General features: G+C 31.7%; 22 protein-coding genes and 1 pseudogene. 9 read left to right on the top strand and 14 right to left on the bottom strand.

Features of this window, described 5'->3' with window-relative positions; translation table 11 throughout:
* The first annotated feature begins 111 nt into the window (after positions 1 to 111).
* The gene (locus ACFWM3_RS19405; protein WP_390312572.1) at positions 112 to 1,521 is read left to right on the top strand and encodes an Ig-like domain-containing protein; all 1,410 of its coding nucleotides are present in this window, start codon (positions 112 to 114) and stop codon (positions 1,519 to 1,521) included.
* A gap of 55 nt (positions 1,522 to 1,576) precedes the next feature.
* Here ACFWM3_RS19405 and ACFWM3_RS19400 read toward each other — a convergent pair whose 3' ends face one another.
* The 3 genes from ACFWM3_RS19400 to ACFWM3_RS19390 form a co-directional block, all read right to left on the bottom strand.
* A complete protein-coding gene (locus tag ACFWM3_RS19400; protein ID WP_390312570.1) occupies positions 1,577 to 2,038 on the bottom strand; it encodes a hypothetical protein in 462 nt (153 codons plus the stop codon).
* A 148-nt stretch (positions 2,039 to 2,186) separates the two neighbouring features.
* Entirely contained in the window at positions 2,187 to 3,176 is a 990-nt protein-coding gene (locus ACFWM3_RS19395) for a helix-turn-helix transcriptional regulator (protein ID WP_390312569.1), read from the bottom strand.
* A gap of 195 nt (positions 3,177 to 3,371) precedes the next feature.
* Entirely contained in the window at positions 3,372 to 3,842 is a 471-nt protein-coding gene (locus ACFWM3_RS19390) for a hypothetical protein (RefSeq protein ID WP_390312568.1), read from the bottom strand.
* A 559-nt stretch (positions 3,843 to 4,401) separates the two neighbouring features.
* Between ACFWM3_RS19390 and ACFWM3_RS19385 the strand changes: the two genes are divergently transcribed.
* The 5 genes from ACFWM3_RS19385 to ACFWM3_RS19365 all read left to right on the top strand — a co-directional run bounded on the left by ACFWM3_RS19385 (position 4,402) and on the right by ACFWM3_RS19365 (position 7,976).
* Positions 4,402 to 5,130, top strand: a complete 729-nt coding sequence (locus tag ACFWM3_RS19385) for an amino acid ABC transporter ATP-binding protein (RefSeq protein WP_390312566.1) — start codon at positions 4,402 to 4,404, stop codon at positions 5,128 to 5,130.
* 14 nt (positions 5,131 to 5,144) lie between these two features.
* Positions 5,145 to 5,942 carry a transporter substrate-binding domain-containing protein gene (locus tag ACFWM3_RS19380; RefSeq protein ID WP_390312565.1) on the top strand — a complete coding sequence of 266 codons (798 nt, stop codon included), beginning with the start codon at positions 5,145 to 5,147 and terminating at the stop codon, positions 5,940 to 5,942.
* 78 nt (positions 5,943 to 6,020) lie between these two features.
* A complete protein-coding gene (locus ACFWM3_RS19375) occupies positions 6,021 to 6,659 on the top strand; it encodes an amino acid ABC transporter permease (RefSeq protein ID WP_390312564.1) in 639 nt (212 codons plus the stop codon).
* Between the two features lie 12 nt (positions 6,660 to 6,671).
* Positions 6,672 to 7,334, top strand: a complete 663-nt coding sequence (locus ACFWM3_RS19370) for an amino acid ABC transporter permease (protein ID WP_390312562.1) — start codon at positions 6,672 to 6,674, stop codon at positions 7,332 to 7,334.
* A 342-nt stretch (positions 7,335 to 7,676) separates the two neighbouring features.
* Positions 7,677 to 7,976: a plasmid partition family protein gene (locus ACFWM3_RS19365; RefSeq protein ID WP_390312561.1), complete on the top strand. Its 300-nt coding sequence runs from the start codon at positions 7,677 to 7,679 to the stop codon at positions 7,974 to 7,976.
* 28 nt (positions 7,977 to 8,004) lie between these two features.
* On the opposite strand, the gene ACFWM3_RS19360 is transcribed toward ACFWM3_RS19365, so the two are convergent.
* Both ACFWM3_RS19360 and ACFWM3_RS19355 read right to left on the bottom strand, forming a co-directional pair.
* Entirely contained in the window at positions 8,005 to 8,574 is a 570-nt protein-coding gene (locus ACFWM3_RS19360) for a hypothetical protein (RefSeq protein WP_390312559.1), read from the bottom strand.
* Between the two features lie 805 nt (positions 8,575 to 9,379).
* Positions 9,380 to 9,643: an excalibur calcium-binding domain-containing protein gene (locus ACFWM3_RS19355; RefSeq protein WP_390312558.1), complete on the bottom strand. Its 264-nt coding sequence runs from the start codon at positions 9,641 to 9,643 to the stop codon at positions 9,380 to 9,382.
* A 452-nt stretch (positions 9,644 to 10,095) separates the two neighbouring features.
* Between ACFWM3_RS19355 and ACFWM3_RS19350 the strand changes: the two genes are divergently transcribed.
* On the top strand, positions 10,096 to 10,575 hold the full coding sequence (locus ACFWM3_RS19350; protein WP_390312556.1) for a hypothetical protein: 480 nt from the start codon (positions 10,096 to 10,098) through the stop codon (positions 10,573 to 10,575).
* Positions 10,576 to 11,017: 442 nt separating this feature from the next.
* Here ACFWM3_RS19350 and ACFWM3_RS19345 read toward each other — a convergent pair whose 3' ends face one another.
* The 6 genes and pseudogenes from ACFWM3_RS19345 to ACFWM3_RS19320 form a co-directional block, all read right to left on the bottom strand.
* Positions 11,018 to 11,656 (bottom strand): hypothetical protein, encoded by a 639-nt coding sequence (locus ACFWM3_RS19345; protein WP_390312555.1) that lies wholly within the window; start codon positions 11,654 to 11,656, stop codon positions 11,018 to 11,020.
* A gap of 50 nt (positions 11,657 to 11,706) precedes the next feature.
* Positions 11,707 to 12,303 (bottom strand): hypothetical protein, encoded by a 597-nt coding sequence (locus ACFWM3_RS19340; protein WP_390312553.1) that lies wholly within the window; start codon positions 12,301 to 12,303, stop codon positions 11,707 to 11,709.
* Positions 12,304 to 12,538: 235 nt separating this feature from the next.
* On the bottom strand, positions 12,539 to 12,802 hold the full coding sequence (locus tag ACFWM3_RS19335; protein WP_390312552.1) for a DUF2726 domain-containing protein: 264 nt from the start codon (positions 12,800 to 12,802) through the stop codon (positions 12,539 to 12,541).
* A gap of 152 nt (positions 12,803 to 12,954) precedes the next feature.
* A complete protein-coding gene (locus ACFWM3_RS19330; protein WP_390312551.1) occupies positions 12,955 to 15,267 on the bottom strand; it encodes an AAA domain-containing protein in 2,313 nt (770 codons plus the stop codon).
* Positions 15,268 to 15,340: 73 nt separating this feature from the next.
* Positions 15,341 to 15,943: pseudogene (locus ACFWM3_RS19325) on the bottom strand (restriction endonuclease); the annotation flags it as partial.
* A 463-nt stretch (positions 15,944 to 16,406) separates the two neighbouring features.
* Positions 16,407 to 17,657, bottom strand: a complete 1,251-nt coding sequence (locus tag ACFWM3_RS19320) for a hypothetical protein (RefSeq protein WP_390312550.1) — start codon at positions 17,655 to 17,657, stop codon at positions 16,407 to 16,409.
* 467 nt (positions 17,658 to 18,124) lie between these two features.
* On the opposite strand from ACFWM3_RS19320, the gene ACFWM3_RS19315 reads away from it, so the two are divergent.
* Both ACFWM3_RS19315 and ACFWM3_RS19310 read left to right on the top strand, forming a co-directional pair.
* Complete coding sequence (locus ACFWM3_RS19315) at positions 18,125 to 18,343, top strand: hypothetical protein (protein WP_390312549.1); 219 nt, start codon at positions 18,125 to 18,127, stop codon at positions 18,341 to 18,343.
* A gap of 111 nt (positions 18,344 to 18,454) precedes the next feature.
* Positions 18,455 to 18,931 carry a hypothetical protein gene (locus ACFWM3_RS19310; protein WP_390312548.1) on the top strand — a complete coding sequence of 159 codons (477 nt, stop codon included), beginning with the start codon at positions 18,455 to 18,457 and terminating at the stop codon, positions 18,929 to 18,931.
* 556 nt (positions 18,932 to 19,487) lie between these two features.
* Here ACFWM3_RS19310 and ACFWM3_RS19305 read toward each other — a convergent pair.
* From ACFWM3_RS19305 to ACFWM3_RS19295, 3 genes are all read right to left on the bottom strand, one after another.
* Complete coding sequence (locus ACFWM3_RS19305) at positions 19,488 to 19,970, bottom strand: hypothetical protein (protein ID WP_390312546.1); 483 nt, start codon at positions 19,968 to 19,970, stop codon at positions 19,488 to 19,490.
* A gap of 69 nt (positions 19,971 to 20,039) precedes the next feature.
* On the bottom strand, positions 20,040 to 20,432 hold the full coding sequence (locus tag ACFWM3_RS19300; protein WP_390312545.1) for a hypothetical protein: 393 nt from the start codon (positions 20,430 to 20,432) through the stop codon (positions 20,040 to 20,042).
* Positions 20,433 to 20,455: 23 nt separating this feature from the next.
* Positions 20,456 to 20,905: a hypothetical protein gene (locus ACFWM3_RS19295; RefSeq protein ID WP_390312544.1), complete on the bottom strand. Its 450-nt coding sequence runs from the start codon at positions 20,903 to 20,905 to the stop codon at positions 20,456 to 20,458.
* Between the last annotated feature and the right edge of the window lie 22 nt (positions 20,906 to 20,927).

Genomic DNA, 20,927 nt, shown 5'->3' with positions numbered 1-20,927 from the left:
TTTCTATTTGTCGAAAAATAAATGTGTATTGAAGCCCATGGTTATGCCTGATTTTTTATAGTAGCATTAGAGACCTCAGTGTTCTTAATAATAAACAACAGGGGTGATTTGGTGCTTAATAAAAAAATCTTATCATTGGTTACTTTAGGATTATTAGTTTCACCATTGTCTTTAGGAACTGTTAAGGCAGAAGGAAACGGCTACGATTTATCAAAGAAGATGATTGAACATCAGGTTAAAAAACCTCTTCAAAAAGGAATTATAGATTTTCACACGTTTAATCAGCTTGGAAAAGAAGTAAAATCTGCTCGATCCTTTTCAGTAAAAAGCTTTAATAAAACGGGGACCATGAATAAAGGTAATGTCACTAGTGCAGATGATGATTTTATTTATGAGACGGAATATAATGATGATTTTCCTTATGCAGATAATACTTCATATGACAAAATCTTGATTGGGCAGTTACTTCCTTTATATGATGTAGATTTACATAAAGTAGTCGTACCGACTGATGGACTTTTATTTGTAGCTGGGGCAACTAACTCTATTAATATTGATCTTTTATTTGCAGCTGTAGAAAAAGATTATGCAAAGAGTAATAAATTAGTATACTTAGGTTCGGAGTATGACGATGACGGCACTGAGTATCAAGCATATCAAGCTAAAGCTGGCACTTATTATGTAGGAGTTATGGATTATGATAATGCAGACGATATTGACAATAATACCGAAAATGACTTATATGCTATCATAACTGGTTTCGAGGACAATGTTGCGCCAAATAAACCGACCGTAAATAAAGTTGATAATAATGATATAGTTGTGACAGGTAAAGCAGAAGCAAATTCTACTATTACTGTTAAAGCTGGTAGTAATCAATTAGGTACTGCTAAAACATCATCAAAAGGAACTTATTCTGTAACAATAAAAAAACAAGCAGCAGGAGTTACTTTAAGTGTCTTTGCAAAAGATGCTGCAGGTAATACTAGTGCAGCATCAACTACAAAAGTTGTTGATGTTATCGCACCAGCTAAGCCAATCGTAAATAAAGTTGATAATAATGACAAAGTTGTGACTGGAAAGGCAGAGGCTAATTCTACTGTTACTGTTAAAAGAGGTTCTACAGTACTGGGTTCCGCTAAAGCTAATTCGTCTGGAAACTATTCAGTACCTATTGCCGTTCAAAGTGCAGGAACAAAGCTGACTGTAACCGCTAAAGATGCTGCAGGTAATGTAAGTGTAGCAACAACTGTAACAGTTGTAGATGTTATTGCACCAAGTAAGCCAAAGGTTAATAAAGTAGATGATAACGACTTGAAAGTAACTGGAAAAGCAGAAGCCAACTCAACTGTAACCGTGAAAGTTGGAAGTAAAGTCCTAGGTACTGCCAAAGCTAATTCAAACGGAAACTTTACAGTTAAGATCAAAGCACAGAAAAAAGGTATTACTATTGCTGTAACTGCAAAGGATGCTGCTGGTAATACTAGTCAAGCGACTACCTTAAAAGTTGTAAGACATTAATCTAAACATTGAGCCAAGGATTAATTCCTTGGTTTTTGTTTTTTAAAGTACTCAATCAATCGGATTTTTTTAATAAATACTTATCAATACTTTCCCTATAAGTTTCATAGAATTCATAAAAATAATTAAGTTGGCCATCTTTAAAAATATAGATTACTCTTCTATCTTTCGTTTGATATTCTCTAATTTTATGAGTGTTTATAATTTTAGTTCTAGCCTTTTCCCCACCTTCGTAAGCTAAGCTATTTGATGAATGAATACTTATATTAATTCTATTTGAAAGATGCAATTCAATATATGGTGAAATGAAACCATCATCTATTAGATAAACATTTTTCACTTCCAATCCAGAAGGAATAAGAATTGTTTGGTTAGTATTTAATTTATTACTTATTTCATTCCTCTCTATTTTAATCTTTGTATCTGGGGTTCGTAGAAAAAACATTATGTATAAATACATTATTAAGCCGATCCCTACAATTGAAATAAAAGAGTAGAAAATTACCTTTAGCATCATTCTCAAACCTCACATCATATTTAAAATAGCTCCACTTGTGAAAATGTTAACATACTTAAATGCATTTTAATTAAAGTAATTTTGAAATTAATATGAAGGTTTTTAATGAAAAAAGAGCATCCTCTAAAGATACTCTTTTTAGTAAAACTTATTTTTGCAAATTCATACTATACAACTTACTCATTTCCAAAATTTGCTCCTGTACTTTATCAATCACTGATGGCGGACTTATTACCTGAGCATCCTTTCCCCAAGTCAAAATCCAAGTAATCAATCCATCACTAATTGCAGCTTTTGTCGTTAAGATGAAATGCTCCTCATCCACTTGCTGAATATCAGCTTTTAATCCAAAACGATCAAGTACGACATTTAATAATCCTCTTTTGAACTTAATTTTTACGTAATCAGGTTCACCAGCAAACATATTAAAAACCGTACTCAAGTATTCATCTACATTAAAACGATCATCTGGGAATTTTTCTTCCGTTCTCTTAACTTCTCGCATTCGGTCTACACGGAAATGTCTAAGTTGATCGTCAGGTAGGCTTTTTGTAATTAAGTAATAATAGTCATTTGACCAAATTACTGCAAGTGGCTTTACAGAGTACTCTTTTCCATCATGGCTTAATTCAAATTGTTTCTTAAAATTGTATCGGCCATATTGAAATGTCAGTAATTTTTTCTCAGCAATGGCTTGATGGATTTGATCGATGGAGAAGTGAATTCGGTTACTTTCACTTTTTATGGCTGTATCTGGGATAATCCCATTGTGAAGCTTTTTGGCTTCGTTTTCACTTGTAAGGTTTTTTAGTTTATCAATAATCTTTTTGGTTTCTTGTTTATTTAAAAATCTTGAAGCTGTAACAGCATCTACTAATAAACGGAGTTCATGCAATTCAAACAGTCTTTCTTGGTGACTATATGTAGTTGCCTTACCATCTGAAGCGTTTTCAATCACATCAAAACCAACATCTACTAATACTGATATATCTTTTAAAAATGTATTTTTACTATACGAAAAGTCCTCTTCCCCTGCTGCTAATCTCTTTTTTATTTCATCAAACGTAAACTCACGATTAATATCTGTCTTACTTTCTAGTAGTTTCATTAGTTTATAGAAACGTTCTCGGTTTTCCATAAATTCCTCCGATTATTAGTAAAATTCATAGGATGTACTTAATATGTAAATTAATCTAATTTTAATTTTAACATAATTAATTGGTAAAATTTATGGTTAAAAAATACTAGTCTATTATTACTAGAAAAGTACCCTATAGAGTAGCTTGTATTAGCTGTCTACTCTATAGGGTACTTTTTAAGGTGGAGATGCATTTTATTCGTTTGATATTATTCCATCATCGTAGTCCTTATAAATTGTAACAAACTCCCTTTGGGCTATTATTAAGTCTCTTGGAGATTTTAAATCTGTTAGTGTAATTTCGCGTTTATGGCTAATTGGTAAGTCTTCTTCTGAATTCCATGAAGCGAAATATTCTATTACGCCACTCTCATTAACAGCCTCTTTAATGTATTCATATAAAATCTTCAAACATTTATCACCTTCTGGAGAAATCCGTTTTTCTCCTTTCATTGGAACTTGTTGAGACATCATCCATACTTGATGCTTAAATTGGAAGTGTTTAGAGAAACTAAAAATCCTTTTTTCCTCTAGATCATAATTCCTTTCAATATATAGATGTGTAAAATCTAGTTCATTTGCATAAACATTAGGAGAAATAGGATTTTTACCAAAGGAACCTTCTTTCAGTCGCATTGGTGAAGAAATATAATGATATTGTGTCATGAATAGATCCTCCTTTTCTATTTAACCAGTGATCCATAGAAAGCGTGCACATTTGGAGAACGCTTTGCCGGATGATCGTGATAATAAAATTAGCTGAAGCAGCAACACTCTTAATCTGATTTTTCGAGATAAACCACGTAGCTTTAGATTTTACCCTCGATACGCCTCTGATTTTGAAAGCCCCTTACCAATCTATACGCCTCCCGATTTCACGGTAGCTGCAAGTGACTGTATGTGAAAATCTTAACATAATAATTTATAGATAATTATGGTATCTATGATAAAACATTGAACTTTTAGTAAATTTTTCGAGTTATTTCTATTTAAAAAATTATATTGTCTCACTTTTTTAGCTTTTATATTAACGGCACTTCCAATTATCTACATCAAATAATACTCATTCTTTTTCTTTTATGTATCTAGTGCAAAAGTCCTCGTCCAAAAAGACTAAAAACGAAATAAGCGTGATATCAAAAAGTAAACAAGCATACACATTAAATATTGATTCCCAAAATTCTCCATTTCACATATACCAATAAAATTGTACAGGAGGTAAGGAATGATTGAATTTAAACATGTAAATAAGTTTTATGGCGATTTTCAAGTCTTGAAAGATATTAATCTCACAATTAATAAAGGTGAAGTTGTTGTTGTGATTGGGCCGTCTGGTTCTGGTAAGAGTACTTTGTTGCGTTGTATTAATCATCTGGAAACTATTAATGACGGGACACTTACTGTTAGTGGGATTTCTGTTGGGGATAAAAAAACAGATCTCAATAAGTTAAGACGCAATATTGGAATGGTTTTTCAGCATTTTTATTTGTATCCGCACAAAACTGTGCTTGAAAATATCACTCTAGCTCCTATGAAAGCGTTGGGCCAATCTAGAGAAGTTGCTGATGAAACAGCCAAACATTTTCTTGAAAAGGTAGGCATTTTAGAGAAGGCGAAATCTTACCCTTCCCAGCTTTCTGGTGGTCAGCAACAGCGTGTAGCAATAGCTCGCGGTCTTGCGATGAAACCGGATATTATGCTTTTTGATGAACCTACTTCAGCACTTGATCCTGAAATGATTGGTGAAGTGCTCGATGTTATGAAGACTCTTGCTAGGGAAGGCATGACGATGGTTGTCGTGACTCATGAAATGGGATTTGCCAGAGAGGTTGCCGACCGAATCGTCTTTATGGACGAGGGTCGCATATTAGAGGAAGCAACTCCGGCTGAGTTTTATGAGAACCCGCGTGAAGAACGGGCTCGCTTATTTCTCAGTCGTATATTAAATCATTAATAGGAGGTAATGGAATGTTTCTAAAAAAATTCATGAAAATGGCTTTAGTTTCAACTACAGCCGCCTTAGTTCTTGCAGGTTGTGGTGGTAAGGATGATTCAAAAAGCAAAGATGCTCTTGCACGTATTAAAGATAGTAAGAAAATCGTATTTGGCGTAAAATATGACACTCGTTTATTTGGATTGAAAAATCCATCAACAGGTAAAGTAGAAGGATTTGATATTGACCTTTCCAAAGCACTTGCTAAAGAAATGTTTGGCAATGATGTTAAACCTGAGTACATAGAGGTTACGTCAAAAACTAGGGTTGGTCTCTTAAATAATGGGAAAGTTGATGCGGTAGTCGCAACAATGACCATTAATGAAGAACGTAAAAAAGAAGTAGATTTTACTGATGTTTACTTTAATGCCGGACAATCTTTGCTTGTTAAAAAAGGCAGTAAAGTTCATGGACTTGCTGACTTGAAAAAAGGTACAAAAGTACTTGCTGTTAAAGGGTCCACTTCTGCAGTAAATATTCGTCAGAAAGCTCCTGATACAACAGTACTTGAATTCGAAAACTATGCTGAAGCTTTTACAGCCTTAAAAGCAGGTAAAGGTGATGCCCTAACGACTGATGATTCAATCCTTTATGGTATGAAAGAAGAAGATCCTTCATTTGAATTAGTAGGTGGTACTTTTACCCAAGAACCTTATGGAATCGCTGTTAAAAAAGGCAATAAAGATCTTGTCGACGCATTGAATAAAGCATTAAAAAGTCTGAAAGATTCAGGTAAATACGATGAAATTAAAAATAAATGGATTAAAAAATAATGATTGATATTATCGTTAGGATCTGCAGAGTCCGTAATTTTACGGGCCTGCTTTTCCTGATAATTAGGAGGAAATCCTTTGATTGATTTCTCGATACTGACAGATCATATGGAGTATTTTTTAGAAGGATTAAGAGTCACCATTTTAACTAGTTTAATCGCTTTATTATGTAGCTTTATTTTAGGAACAATTATTGCTGTTATGCGAATTGCTCCAATTAAACCGCTTAACTGGCTAGGTTCGATCTATGTTGAATTTATCCGTAACATCCCTGTACTAGTTGTTGTGTTTTTCACTTACTTAGCTGGAAGCTTTAGTGGGATGGTTGCAGGAACGATTGGATTAACCATCTACACAGCAGCCTTCATTGCCGAAGCAATCCGTGCCGGTATCCTCTCTGTTCCAAAAGGACAAATGGAAGCCGCCCGCTCGACAGGTTTAAGTTACGGACAGGCAATGAGATTAATTATTCTTCCCCAGGCGATTAAAATCGTCATCCCTCCTCTTGGCAACCAATTTCTAAATTTAGTAAAAAATTCATCATTATTAGCAGTCGTAGCTGGTGGAGATTTAATGTATCAAGGCGATCTAATTTCTGCAATGACTTACGTAACGTTTGATACTTATATTTTCGTAGCCTTATTCTACTTAGTCTTAACGATTCCTTTAAGTATTGGTGTGGGATATTTAGAAAAACGCTTGGCAAGAAGTAATTAAGGAGGTGGATGAATGGATTTTCTGCAGCCGTTCGCTGATGTATATACACTAGATCATATCAAGTTTTTACTAGAAGGATTTTGGGTCACCCTTAAGGTCGCTGCCATTTCAATTGTCCTAAGTTTTATTATTGGTGGACTAATTGGTACGCTTAGATATACGAAAATCCCTGTTGTTACTCAATTACTAACCGCGATTGTTGAGATTATACGGAACCTACCTTTACTACTGATTATTTTCTTTACGTATTTTGCCCTACCAGAAATCGGGATTGAAATGAAAATAACGACAGCTACCATCGCAGCATTAACGGTTTTTGAATCAGCTATGATTTCGGAAATTATTCGAAGTGGATTAAACTCAATCGAAAAAGGACAGATTGAAGCAGCTCGTGCGTCCGGCCTCAATTACACTCAGACATTACGTTATATTGTCATGCCTCAAGCATTGAGAAGAATGGTACCGCCGATTGTTAGTCAATTTATTTCTTTACTAAAAGATACATGTTTAGCTGTTGTTATTGCACTGCCGGATTTATTGCATAATGGACAGATTATTTATGCGCAGAAGGAATCCTATGTGATCCCTGTTATGGTGATGGTTTCGTTGATGTATTTTATTGTTAATTATGTTTTATCGTTGGTTGCGCGTAGATTGGAAATAAAGCAGTCTTGAGAAATCTGGTTCATTTATTGGGCCGGATTTTTTTGATGCAATTTTCCACATCATGCCATGCATTTAAACACAATTTAATTTTATTTATTCATCTAGTGATAGATTATTTATAATTCTACGGTACGTCTACATGTCCTACACCGATCTCTTTTGAGTGATTTGCTATATAACCTACTTAATCTAGTAACCTATAAAAGCGATAAACCAATAGCTATTAAAACAATATCTTTACATAGTAACTAAATACTATTATGAAATTTCATAGTTTATTCACAATATAAGATAACTAAATAATGAATTTTTAGTTAAAATTAACTTATCTTTTATAGAGGAGAATATATTATGAAAAAGAAAAAAACGATAATGATTCCTTTATTAATAGCTACTGTATTAATAATCACTTCGTACACTTATGTAAAAATAAAACTGCATTTAACAAAAAATGCAGTTGAGGAATATCTTATAAAGGAAAAAGGTATAAAAAAACAGGAGATAGAAGAACTTCATCCAGTTTTTGATTGGATTAAATCATCAGGTGATCGAAAATGGTCAGTTCGTGTGAAAATAAAAGGCGATAATGAATATTATGGTTATTATAAAGATCGTAAAAAAAATAAAATAATATTAGATCCACTTAGATAATAAAGAGCATCAATACTTTGCTCTCTTTTTATTTAATAGAATATACAAGGCTAAATCCATTATAACCTGAAATAAATGAATTTTTAAAATCATACGGTTTAATTATACCAGGACGTTTCCAAACTCTACCATTAGGACTACTTTCAGGAATTTTATATTCTAGCCCAGCTTTCCAATAGGAATACCAGACTATTTCACTACAATATGTATATGGATCAATATCTGTTGGATTTGTAGTAATTTTATAAGCAATTTTTTTATCTTTAAAATACCTTATTGCCTTTTGAGCTGCATTTGAACCCACAGCTGCATTATGATGTCGTGCTACATAGGTTGTTTTATAATTTTTAGTCCATGTTGATATATTAATCACTTTTGGATAATAGCCTGGACCTTGAATGTGTAAAAGTTGTGTTGCATTAATTACTATACCTGAATGTCCAACTAATCCTTTAACACCTGCATCATCAGTTACTAAGATATCACCCGGTTTATAACTAAAAGATGCTGCTCCTTCATTTGGACACCAAATACTTAAACAAAAAATAATTGTAATCAAACTTAATATAATTTTTGCTTCAACTAGTACTGTTTTCATTATTATATTATCCTTTCTAAAATTGTGCACAAGGCTTTTATAGTGGCAATTTAGGATAGAGTACTGTCATTTGGCTTTAAGTGCTTGTAAAATAATGTAACTCCTAGAATTGCTAATATTTTTATAATCATCAGGATTAATTAATTAGTAATAAAATAGTTATATAGAATTTACAGTAAAACTCACTAACTTGTGAAAAAGTTAACATAAACTTTTACACTTGAAATGCCCATAATATATCCCCTTGACTTAATAGTTAGTTAGAATACTACTTTCTCTTTATATATTATGAAAGTCAATTTTTCATTTCTCTCTTTTTCAAGATACGTGAACGCTTCTCCTATTTCTTCAAGCGAGTGAATGGATTTTTTACCGTATTTAAGATTCTTGTTTTGAGACCTTCCGAGACACCACCTATGTTTTATCCAATATTTTCTTCTAGTACCCCAAATAAACTACCAGATGTTGTTTCTATGGCTAGTGAAAATAATGTAAATCTAGAACAATAAATTTTTCAAGATAATCACTCCTTATTAATATGTAAGTAAATATTAGTATAATTTTTAGTAAAATTTACTAACTTGTGAAAATATTAACATACTAGATTCTATTAAACTCATCATCAATGTGACAAATATTTGAAGATTTTGGAAATAAAAAAAATGCAGTCCTCAAAATTTGAAGACTGCATTTTTACTTTAACATAGTATTGATCACTGTAGACAAACTCGATAAAAATCAGGTTTGCCTTCAGTCTCAGGTTGTTAGTTCCTTCTTGAGAACTAACATTTTTTACTACTTAAACTTATCTTTCACACGCTATTAAATCTTTATCACGATCCATTTTTTTATTAGCGTCATATAGAGCTTTTGATGCATACGGTTTATATTTAGTCTTACCGCCTTTATTTTTAACGGATGAACTACGGGAAACTCCACCCTTGTATGTCTTGTTCAATTCAGTACAGTTTTTAAATGTTTTCACAGCTGCACTAGCATCATCAGTTGAAATAATTGAATAACTTTGAATAAGTCCAATTGTAAGAATACCAATAACAAGTTTTTTCATCTTTAATAACTCCATTCTTTTTTTAATTAATAAAATTTCCAATAAATATGTTTAATAGTTTGTTAAGAAACAAAGATGTATTTCACATTTATCTTAATCTATTTATCATTTTAACATAGAAAATGCTGTTATTTTAGTTAAAATGTACCACATTTATTTAGGGATTATTTACTAACTTTAATAAAGCTACTCAAAATCCGAGTAGGTCTTTCGTTTATTCACATTTTATAATAATGGTAAAACATTCATATTTTTGTAATATTTTAGGTAAAAAATATAGATTACACTCTGTTAATATTATTTTATAGAGATACTAATTGAGAAATTTTTTTATAGATTAATTGAAAGTTAGCCTGAAATGGTCATTATCTCTATATAAAATCTCAGTGGGACGGTTAAGGTAAATTCTCCTAGCTATACCTCAGATAAAAGGCATGTTATCGAGGTGGAAAATGAAAAAGTTATTTATATTTATATCTCTAAGTAGTATCTTAATTTTGTTGGGATGTAATAGTGAAAAAAATCCAAAAAGCACATCCTTAGATTTAATTACAATAAACAATATAAAAATATACGATAATATCAGCGATGTAGATCTAAGTGGGTATGTTAAAAGTAATCGATTTTCAGAAGAGAATGCAAAATATTGCTTTGAAAATTTAGTAATCGATATAAATAAAAAAAATCAAGTAACCTATTTATTTGGCTTTTATAGTGAAAACAAGGTAATTATAAATGGTAAATCTATTTTAAAATATATCAGTGATATTACTGAATTACTTAAGAATAATTACTATGAAGCTTGGGAAGATAGAGGACAAGAACTTAAGTATCATAGTTACTATGATAAAAATCAGAAAATAATCTTCAAAGTAGTATATAGTATTGTATCAAAAGAAATAGTTTGGGTTGAAATTAAGTCAACTGATTAAGCTGAGTGATTAAAAAGAGAATAACCGTGAATGGTTATTCTCTTTTTAGGCAGTGGTACAAGACTATATACTTGCCTTTTTACAATTGGAAATATTAATTTTGAAGCCTACTCATTTGGGACATTAATAAAAGAAAATTAGGGAAAAGTTCCTTTCACTAACTAACCTGGATTGATAGATTCAGCCCTATTGTTTTATTACTTCGATCTTGTTACCTTTAAAATCAAAGCTTACTTTATCAAATCCTTCCTCCCAATACCCATCTACATAATTAATTGGCGAAGGATGATAGTTCCCCTCCCTTATTTTTAAAATACCTTTAATGTTACTACAATTTTTTCCAAATTGCTTTTAAAAATGTGTACAGATTTCTCTGTACACATTTCTAAAAAAGTATTTTATTTCGTTCTCAATATATAACGTTATTAATTTAATATTGGAGTTATTGTAGATTAAAGAATACTTGACCTCCAATGAACTCTTCATATCGTAATTGAGCTTTTTCGCCAGTTTTTACTAAATTAGCAATGTAGCCTTCTTTTTCATTACCTACATACATTTCATAGCTAAAATCGGGTTCTGTTGTGCCATAAATATCTCCGCTATAAATATCTCCGCTTTCACTTACTACTTTAAAGTTCATAATTCCATCAATATTAAATGCTAAATCTTCAGTAGCTGATTTTACAAATTTAACTTTTACTTTTGTTAAAATCCATTCATATCCTTCTGGTGCAGGATCATTAAATTCGTTCATACTTTTTAATTTAGCGAATGCAGCATTTCCACGAATTACTTCTTCTACTGTTAAGTCAAACTTTATTGGAAATGAATCTCCATTGTCATTATATAACTCGTCATCTACTGTAGCAGTTTTCTTAAAAGGAACTGGATTCGTTCTTGAACCTAATTTAGATTGTTTTGGTTTTACTTCTTTTTTAGTTGTTTTCACTTCTTCTTTTTTGGATGAGTCTTCTTTAACTGTAACGTCTTTTGTACCCTGACCACATGCTGATAATAATGACATTGTTAATACAGTTGTTCCTAATAAACTTACTAGCTTTGGATATTTTCTGTTCATATTTTTAACCTCGCTTTTAAATTTTTTTGTTAGCGTAAATAATTTTCGAGTTATTTATCCTTAAGTGCATCTGGGTAAACGATTTTATCAAACTCTTTTTGAGTAGCTTGATCCTTTATTAAGATGGTGACTTTATAATCATTTGGATCTACTCCGTTATAAAGTTGATACATCATTCCTGACATTCCAAATGTTAATGCTGCGAGACCATCCATGCTATTTTCATAAGCTGATTTGTCTACAATTAAAGTGAACTCTGAAAAATCATTGTTGTAAGTGACATCCTTCAGTGAAGCAAAATCTTTACTTTCGTTTGTTTCATTGACTGTTTTAATAATTTGCTCTCTCATACCCTTCATTATTTTTTTATGTTGTGATTTTGACATTTTGTAGGTTAGAGAGCCATCGCTATTCTTTGTTACTTTAATTCCTTCTTTTTCAGCATCGGCAATTACTTTATTGATGTCATCACCCTCGAACATTGAAGCTGGTAGAGTAAGTTTTACGTTGAATAGGCCTTTGTCGACGGCTACTTTTTCTTCTTTTGGTTTTGGATCTTTTGTTGTTTGTTTTGCCTGGTTGTTTGATGAACAGCCTGCTTGTAGAGTAATTAGAAATGCTAATAATAGGTAAGTGAATTTTTTCATTGGAATTCCTCCTTCAGTTTTTTAAAATTAGGGTTTGATTAAATCTGGATTAATCTTAACTGATGGGATGGTCAGAAAATTGAGTGGGTGAATGAAAGTATTGGTTCTATTTGGGGAATTGATGTTTTTAGTAATAATTTAATCTTGAAAATAAAAAACCTACTCAAAAAATTGAGCAGGTCTCAGTTTAATCTTATTTATTACATCATTTCTATTAATAACGCTATTTGGACTTTTATCCTATGACATTCTTTAATTTTAAAAGTAATCTTTCTTCCTCTCTACTTTCATTTGTTTTCAATCTAATTATAGGAATATCATATTTATTTAATATTTCATCTTTCATCATGTCTCGCTTTAATTGTGTTGGATTATTTGCATGGAAAGCATAACCATCTACTTCAACAACTAAAATTGGCATCCTATCAACTTTATTAAAAATTAAGAAATCAGTATGTGTCAAAATATTCATCGCATATTCCGCTTCTTCATCTGTCAATTTAAATGGATCTCTAATTAACATCCTTTAAGGCTGATGCATTACATAACTAAGGTTTTGATATTCAGGCAAATTCAAAATGTCACTTATGACTACATTCATTATATTTTCTGATTTATATTTAGAAACATTCTTAGTCTTTTTCAACGTATCTAGTAATTTGTCTGAATAGCTACTATATAGAAGATCAAATACAGAATAAATTTTACTCTCAATAACTTAAAATTATTATATTGAATATATCTTACTAAATCTCCAATATTAGTGCCTTTCCATTCTTCTCCACCATCTGATGCTACAACAATTAATTTATCGACAGCACGAGAAACTGCAACATTTATCAAATTTGGGTCGTCTACAAAGTCTTCAGCTTTTACTTTATTAGCTACTGTAGAAAGGATTATTACATCTTTTTCTCTCCCTTGAAATTTATGAACCGTATCTACTTGTATATTGCGACGACCTGCAACCTTTGAAAGCTCTTCGGCCTGCATACGATAAGGTGAAATAATACCTACCGATTGTTTTCCTTCATCTATTTTTTGTTCTGGTATAATTTCATCAAAGATAACCTCAATTTGTCTTTGATTTATCATCCCTCTCGCATGATTACCTATTGCAGTTTTGTATAAAACCAATGGTTTATTTAAATCCTCTTCATCAGTCATTACAATCAATTCATTATTATAAAACTTTTGATTACAGAACCCAATAATCTTAGGATGGCAGCGATAGTGTTCCTTTAATAATGTTTTAGGTATATCTTCAAATAATGTAAGGAACGATGACAATAAGCTATTTGAAGTATATTTATAAGCTTCCTCTAATCCATAAGAATTAAATATATTGTTTGTGATCGAAGTAACTTCTTTTGGCACTACATTTGGAAGCTGTTTCGTGTCACCTACTATTACTGCATTTTTAGCTGTTGCAAGTGCAAGCGCCCCAGTAACAATATCAACTTGGGAAGCTTCATCTACAATTACGTAATCAAAGAGATAATTTTTCCCGGTACTATTGAGTAATGAATGAGTTGTACTAAGGATTACTGGATATTCATTAGCAAATTTATCGAAATTCCTCCAAAGATCCCCTTTTTGAAACACACTTCTATTACTGCCACTATATTTCATCGCCAACTTCGCTTTAAATAAGTCCATTGAACGTCTACTATATTCTTTCATTTCATTTTCAAAGTTATAGTTTTCAAGTGTTTTAGTTAATGCATTTAATTGAATATTAATCTCTTTGATTTTTTTCTCATAAAAATTCTTTTGTAAATATGAGATAGCTTGTTCAGGTGGATAACTATAAATTTTAAAATCATATACTCCATAAATGAATAAGTTGAATAACTTTTCTGTTAAGGTTATTTTTCCTTTGAAAGACTTTTGTTTATATTCAATTAACAATTTTAATATTTTATCTGAATTTAATTTAGATATGGATTTGAAATGGTAATTTTCAAAAACAGTTTCTTTATAATACTGATTAAAATACTCATTTTCAGTTCGTATATTTGATAATTCTTGCTTTAAAAGTGCCTGTTTATTTCGATAACTTAGCATTTCATTTAATTTTTTCTGAGATGAAATTAATTCTGTTTTTAATAAGTCAAATTCTTCGATTGTCATTTTCCAGCCGTTCATATTCGGTAATATACTGTTTTGTTCTGCTAAGAATTTTGCTTTATTTTCGTTATTTCCTAAATATGCTGCAATGAAATCAATATCGTATCTTTGTAACTTTTCTAACACATTTGCGGTTGCAGAATTATTATTCGATACTACTGCGACAGTTTTATCATTTAAAATTGCGTTTGCAATAATATTTAAGATAGTTTGTGTTTTTCCGGTTCCAGGTGGTCCTTCAATTGCACTTATTTGATTATTTAATGCTTTCTCAGCTGCATATTTTTGACTTTGATTAAACCCAAAAGGGAAAATAGCATTTACTTCAATATCATTTTTAATAAATGACTTTTTGTCTAAATATGTTGATAAAACGCTACGGGGACTAATTACTTCAAGTTTGCTGTATTGTTGACTTAAAAAACTTTTCTCTCTTTCATCCCTTACACTAATTTGTCCTGCAAGTTTATTTAGATATTCAAAGATGTTGTTTGAACTACTATTCTTTAAACTAGTTTCTTCGATATAAATCTCTGATTTTTTGTATAACTTTTTATAACCCGATTGAAACTTAAGTTTTATATATTCTCCAAAATCAAGAATCTTAATTACACCGCTGACTGGATTGTTATTTTCATAAACAAGCCATTTCTTTGGGTCATATACTTTGGGATTCTTATACCAACAAACATTCAAAGAATTATAGCAATAAGACTTACTACTATTTCGATATTTAACTTCGAATTTGTCTTTTACTAGTTCACAAAACTCTATTTCTTCTGTTTTATCCATGTTTTTTATTAGGATAAGATCTTTGTCATCATTCAATTCCATGGGTCCCTTCTATCTTAATCAACATAACAAAACTCCCTTAAAGGGAGTCTTTTTAATATATAATAACTTATTTTTACTCAGGTACATATATCTTTTGTAATGGCAATAATGAAAGTGTTTCATTAGGCATTTTTTCGTACCAATAAACTATTAAGTTTACTAATTCTTCTAAATCGAGTAACTTAACGTTGTTTTGTCTTGCTACCTCTTTTGCTTGTGATGTAAATCCACCAGTGGACAAAAATAAAGCATTTGCATCAATCGGGAGAGCTCCTAGCAATTGCTGAATTTCTGGTGAACCAGAAGTTGACTTGCGATGTTTTACTTGCACTTTAATAATTGGCTTCTCAAACCCAAAAGCATCCTTATGGGCTAATATATCTACACCACCATCAGGACCCTTGGGGCTAACTCGAACATTGTATCCCATGGCTTGTAGTAACCCCGCTAACAAATCTTGCATTTCCCAAGGATCTAGTTTATCCACCTTGTCTTGTACCATTGTTAATGCCTTTTGTACAAAATCTTCCTTAATAATCTCTTCTTCCTCTTTGTTGTCATCAGGATCAGGTGTTGGGTGAGTACCCTTTATTAAAGCTTCTAACTCATCTCCCCAATCATCAACACGAAAAACCGTAAGGACAGATCCCAGAGTATTTTTAGCACCTTGTCCTAATTTCACTAGAAATTTTACAGACATTTGATTTCTTTATTTACCATTTAGACTAGGACTCCGACACTCGAAAAAGTATGCATAGGGGGCAAATATCAACCGCTGCAATTTTTAAAAATAGGCTCTGTTAAATTAAAATGTTGATTTTTGAACTAAAAAAGATGTTGTCTAATTAGACAACCTTAGGAACTCTTTCTCCAAAAGTCTCCTCCTAGTAGACCAATTCTTTATACAAATTAAACATGGTTAGACTGCCTTCTCGTCCTTCAATCTCAATTGTATAAATCACCCGCTGTGTATCCGGAATGATAGGTACTTCGGTAAAGCCTAATCCAAGATCGTTTCACGAGTTGATTGTACCGTTTTAAGTAAAACCATACACTTTTTTCATCACCTCCATTTTCACATCAAAAAAGCCAACAAGATAATCTTGAAGGCTTTTGTAGCGTATTCACAAATTATTTTTCTACTCATCTTTAATAGGCACAAATACTCGTTGTTTGTTATTTTCGGTAGGCATAAACAGGATTTCTGTTTCTTTATTTGGTAGTTCAACGACTTCATCAATAATATTATCAATTCCATCTCTCTCCTTGTTCTGTTCCATACCTTTTTTAACTGTGCTCAAGTTTTTGTTTACTAACTCAACTTTTTCTTTGGCTTTATTAACATCGCTTTTATATTTAAAAACACCACCTAAGTTGATGCCCGTTTTAATTATAGATGAAATGCCCTCATCAGTAGAAATACGAATATCAGTTAATTCATCTAATGATTTTTCAAATTTTTTCTTTTTATCAACCAATTCGTTACTACTCCGTTGCTGTATTATTGAATAGCTCTTCTCAACTTCTAATTCATTATTATGATAAAAACTATTAGCATAATTTTGTTTTAATTGCCTTGTTAGTCCATTAATAATTTCTATTTGACCACCTATCTTCATTCTTGTTCCAATTTCAATTAGTTCTGCAAACAAAGATAATTTATTAGCCTCAAAAGCAATAGTAATTGTGAAATTATTATCCGAAAGTTTCTTTTCCTCACTTTCTTGTCTTTTCAAACGATATATATATTCTTCATGAATTTCATCTGCAGTTTTTTTATAGTTCCTAATAGCAGATAAATCAGTAGTATCAACAAATTCTCTATTTGCAATTTCATACAAACCCTTTCTAGCTGCTATCAAACGCCCAATGTTTGTATCATGATGGATATTTAGAAGTTCTTCTAATTTCGCATCCATATCTTTAATTTGAGCATTAATTTTATGCAAATAATATGTCCCTGAAACAGCTGACATCACTTGCATTCCTGCTGAAAGAATAATTGCTGGATTCACTGAAGCACTTAAACCAACGTCAGCAAAACCAGCGTGCTCGACTAAAAGTCCCGACGCGTCTCGCACCATTGTTGTTGTAGTTCCATTTGCAAATTTCGACAAATTGACGGGATTTGAAGTTGCCGTAAACAAGCCATTAGGTGCTTGTTTTGCAATTTGAGCTAAAGTCATTCCTTGATTAGCAACTTGCAATGCCGTTTGTGAAACGTTACCCATCATCAATGACAATTCAGATACAAAGACTTCCTTGTATTTTTTCTTTGCTTTCAATTTATCTTCAGTTATTTTTTCCAAAGAAAGCTCACCCCCTATAGGGTTAGAGACAACAATTTCATAGATTTCATTTGAGTTATTTAACATTTTATCTTCAGACATTTAAACTATCTCCTCAATCTTTTCATTAAATATATTATACAAGGAAATCAATGAACATTTTATGAAAAATGCTAATAAGCGATATTTCTGCGTTAAAGCACCGCTAAATTCTTATCTTTTACTTGGTGCAAGTTTTCCGACCAATGTTCCATCATCCAAGGACGACTTTAATATCCATTGCTTGGAGAAGGTTTGTAAAACTATCCACTTGTAACCGTCAAGAATGGAGGGAATTATATGATTCCAGCAAACTGATCTTTTTTTCTATCCTCTTCAACATTTGCCCCCGTTCGATTAACAAACCCGAGAACTCTTACCCCATCGGCATTTTATACAAATCCCTCTCCTCTATGGTTTCAACGTTTAACTTTGGTCAGGACTAGTAAGCAACACACGCATCGATTCCAGAGCTACGAATGAAGTGACTTCAAGATAAATTCGTGTTAATATATGGAACGAGTTTATATTTGGCCTGGCTAGGGGAAATCTATAATGGACAATATTCTGAAAGTAAAAAGTTTCCTGTTATAAATGATGTTTCTGGTATTAAGAAGGGATACGAAGAATCACTTAGAGAAATTGAAGTGTCAACAGATGACAAAAAGAAACAGTTGTGGGACAGTGTTAAAAGTGTTGCAAGAGGAGCAATTGCAGATAATATTCCAGTTCTTAAACAGTTTTTATAAATCCACGAAGAATACAATAGAAATATTGAAGAGCAAAAGCGCATTGCAGTTTTCAATGAATTATTCAATAGAGTTGAAGATTTCGAAGAGATTAAAGAAAAACTACTAAAAATGTTAACTAATCATCAATATGGCCTTGTGTTATTTAACAAATACAAGCGAATATCAGAAAGTATGCCATATGTTGAAGAGGGAGTTAAGATTTTATCAAACACGTTAGAAACTTTAGTTGATGACAATTTACAAGAAAAGTTTTCACAACACAATTACTTCCTAGAATTGATAGATAAATTAACTATTCAAGCTTTAATCTTATTAATTGATAATAAAAATTGGCCCGAACAACTTAATTTGAGTCCAAGTGGCCGACATGTGTTAGGTCAAGCAATTGTTGAAGATTGGTATATTCAATTTGTTCTGGAATATAATGAGAAGAGTGGAAGGCAACTTGAAGTGCAGTTACTTGAATTAGCTGTTCGTGAGCTATATTCAAACGGACTTTTCACTATCTATCAAGATGGCGGAGGTCATTCAGTAGTCTTAACCGTTCAAGGTGTATCTCTATTAACTTATCTTTCGGATAAATAAAATATAAATATAGAGACCTCCTTGCAAAATCGTGGGGTTATCCTTTACTTAGCTAAAATCGATTGTACGCGAGTAATTACATAAGATGTTCTTAACAAGTTTTATTAGCCATTCCAAAAAGAATGGCTTTTTTTATTGTATCCCTCCAAGTCCAATCCCACTATGATATTTACCAAATAACTTGCCGATACTTATAATGAGGTTTTTGATTTAATCTTTAACTAAACCACCAGTTAAAGATTAACTTCACAATGACCGCAAAACTTCATATTTAAGTCATACAAGAAAATAAAATAACAAATTGTTGTTCTTCTCCGCAAATATGGCAATCGTTGTTGCATAGTATAAGTCAAATATGATAAGACGATAACTTTGAACCTAATCGTCTTAGAAAGGAACTTTTCGACAGTATTTTTTTGTTCTGCGTAGCAAATGAATCTGTTTTCTGTTTTTCTGTATTTGTTCTTCTACTTTAGTACCTGACTGTGGAAGGTTACTTTTGTATTAGAGGTATTCTATGGTTATAATCAGCAAGTTCAAAAGTGACATTGAATCTTTATAAGCAAGAAATACTTCGTCCTAAAAAATCTTCGCAACTTATTATCTCGTTATTCTCTATAGATTTTTTATACTCTGTATCAGACATTACAATGATATCTGTTAAAGATAGAATCCCCTTAGATTTCATCCAATGAAAATATTTTTTTATATGTTGAGATATTTGTATAACAGTAGTTTGAATTGAAGTTTCCTTCATTATGATAATTAAGGTCACTGTGTAATCAGATATGTCACAATAATGAGCAGCTTTAACAATATCTCCCAAAAAAGCTTTTCTATCAGTCTTTCGTTCATTCTCTAAAATATAAACTAAATCACCTTTTTTTAGACTTAAATCTGGACTATATACTTTTATTAAATTCTTCCCGTTTGACTTTATTATGATTTCGCCATCACAGTGATCAAGTTTTTTAAACACACTATCGGTCAATTCTAGGCTTTGTATTTTGATATACCATATTTTAAAAAATCCCTTCATAATTCCAGCACTTTAAATTTCGGTATTTAGCTAATTCAGAGTACTGCTACTATAATTTATATTCCATCTCTACTTTACTAAGCGATACATTGATACATCATACTGGGATTTGGTTAAAGAAGACGTAAGTATTTCACCATTATTATTAAAGACCATATCATCTAAATTGCAATTTGAGAGGAATGAACCTTCAATGTCTTGCGTTCTACCTGATTTAATATTTCTAGATAGTTGTTGAGCAATATATTGCGACAAGGAATTCTGTTCATTTGTCCATTGTCCTCCTACTTTATAGCCAAGCTCATTAGCAATTTCAGGGTATCTTTTATTCAGTTCAATTGCTAACTGATAGGCTGTTACAAAAGGTGTGCCAAAATGATGCTCTGGATTGCTTCGATATTTCACTTCTGACAGTAGCACTCGAATTTTGCCTTCTACATCATGCATTTCCCAGATACTCATCATATCCATCTCCTCTGATTAGATTATAAAATGGCTTTTAACTTTCTTTGGAAATCAGGTGAAAACACCTTTTCATTAACTGAATCAGCAAATAACATTAGAAGTTCATTTTCGCTGATATCTAATGGTCTAAGAATTAATCTCTCATTACCGTTCTTGTTGAACTTATAGTACGAAAAGCGAATTTCGTCTTCTCCTGTTGCTTTAACATTAATTCGTTCGATAGTGCTGATTGTCTCCCCATCTACCAATCGCCCTTGCTTTAATAGGTCACAGTATTCTGTACTCTTGAGTACTTCATTTTGTTCATTTGTTTCTTTGTGTAAGTCAATTACCCCATAGTCAACAAGAAGTTTTGACAAGGCTAAGTTAATAAGTGAGTTCTTACTCATCTTTAACTTCTCAGATATGTTGTTCAAAGCATCATCTACATCTTGGGCAAGAGATAGATTCAATCTAGTTTTTTCTTCCATTATAATCCACTCCATTTTGGTG

Source organism: Gottfriedia sp. NPDC058432, assembly GCF_042721555.1.
In the GTDB taxonomy this organism is placed as follows: domain Bacteria; phylum Bacillota; class Bacilli; order Bacillales; family Bacillaceae_G; genus Gottfriedia.
This window is presented reverse-complemented; position numbering and strand designations above follow the sequence as displayed.

Bases quoted from the DNA above. Each gene is read 5' to 3' on its own strand.
- ACFWM3_RS19400 (WP_390312570.1), bottom strand. From the start codon at position 2,038: ATGATGCTAAAGGTAATTTTCTACTCTTTTATTTCAATTGTAGGGATC.
- ACFWM3_RS19395 (WP_390312569.1), bottom strand. From the start codon at position 3,176: ATGGAAAACCGAGAACGTTTCTATAAACTAATGAAACTACTAGAAAGT.
- ACFWM3_RS19390 (WP_390312568.1), bottom strand. From the start codon at position 3,842: ATGACACAATATCATTATATTTCTTCACCAATGCGACTGAAAGAAGGT.
- ACFWM3_RS19385 (WP_390312566.1), top strand. From the start codon at position 4,402: ATGATTGAATTTAAACATGTAAATAAGTTTTATGGCGATTTTCAAGTC.
- ACFWM3_RS19380 (WP_390312565.1), top strand. From the start codon at position 5,145: ATGTTTCTAAAAAAATTCATGAAAATGGCTTTAGTTTCAACTACAGCC.
- ACFWM3_RS19370 (WP_390312562.1), top strand. From the start codon at position 6,672: ATGGATTTTCTGCAGCCGTTCGCTGATGTATATACACTAGATCATATC.
- ACFWM3_RS19365 (WP_390312561.1), top strand. From the start codon at position 7,677: ATGAAAAAGAAAAAAACGATAATGATTCCTTTATTAATAGCTACTGTA.
- ACFWM3_RS19360 (WP_390312559.1), bottom strand. From the start codon at position 8,574: ATGAAAACAGTACTAGTTGAAGCAAAAATTATATTAAGTTTGATTACA.
- ACFWM3_RS19355 (WP_390312558.1), bottom strand. From the start codon at position 9,643: ATGAAAAAACTTGTTATTGGTATTCTTACAATTGGACTTATTCAAAGT.
- ACFWM3_RS19350 (WP_390312556.1), top strand. From the start codon at position 10,096: ATGAAAAAGTTATTTATATTTATATCTCTAAGTAGTATCTTAATTTTG.
- ACFWM3_RS19345 (WP_390312555.1), bottom strand. From the start codon at position 11,656: ATGAACAGAAAATATCCAAAGCTAGTAAGTTTATTAGGAACAACTGTA.
- ACFWM3_RS19340 (WP_390312553.1), bottom strand. From the start codon at position 12,303: ATGAAAAAATTCACTTACCTATTATTAGCATTTCTAATTACTCTACAA.
- ACFWM3_RS19330 (WP_390312551.1), bottom strand. From the start codon at position 15,267: ATGGAATTGAATGATGACAAAGATCTTATCCTAATAAAAAACATGGAT.
- ACFWM3_RS19320 (WP_390312550.1), bottom strand. From the start codon at position 17,657: ATGTCTGAAGATAAAATGTTAAATAACTCAAATGAAATCTATGAAATT.
- ACFWM3_RS19310 (WP_390312548.1), top strand. From the start codon at position 18,455: ATGTTAACTAATCATCAATATGGCCTTGTGTTATTTAACAAATACAAG.
- ACFWM3_RS19305 (WP_390312546.1), bottom strand. From the start codon at position 19,970: ATGAAGGGATTTTTTAAAATATGGTATATCAAAATACAAAGCCTAGAA.
- ACFWM3_RS19300 (WP_390312545.1), bottom strand. From the start codon at position 20,432: ATGAGTATCTGGGAAATGCATGATGTAGAAGGCAAAATTCGAGTGCTA.
- ACFWM3_RS19295 (WP_390312544.1), bottom strand. From the start codon at position 20,905: ATGGAAGAAAAAACTAGATTGAATCTATCTCTTGCCCAAGATGTAGAT.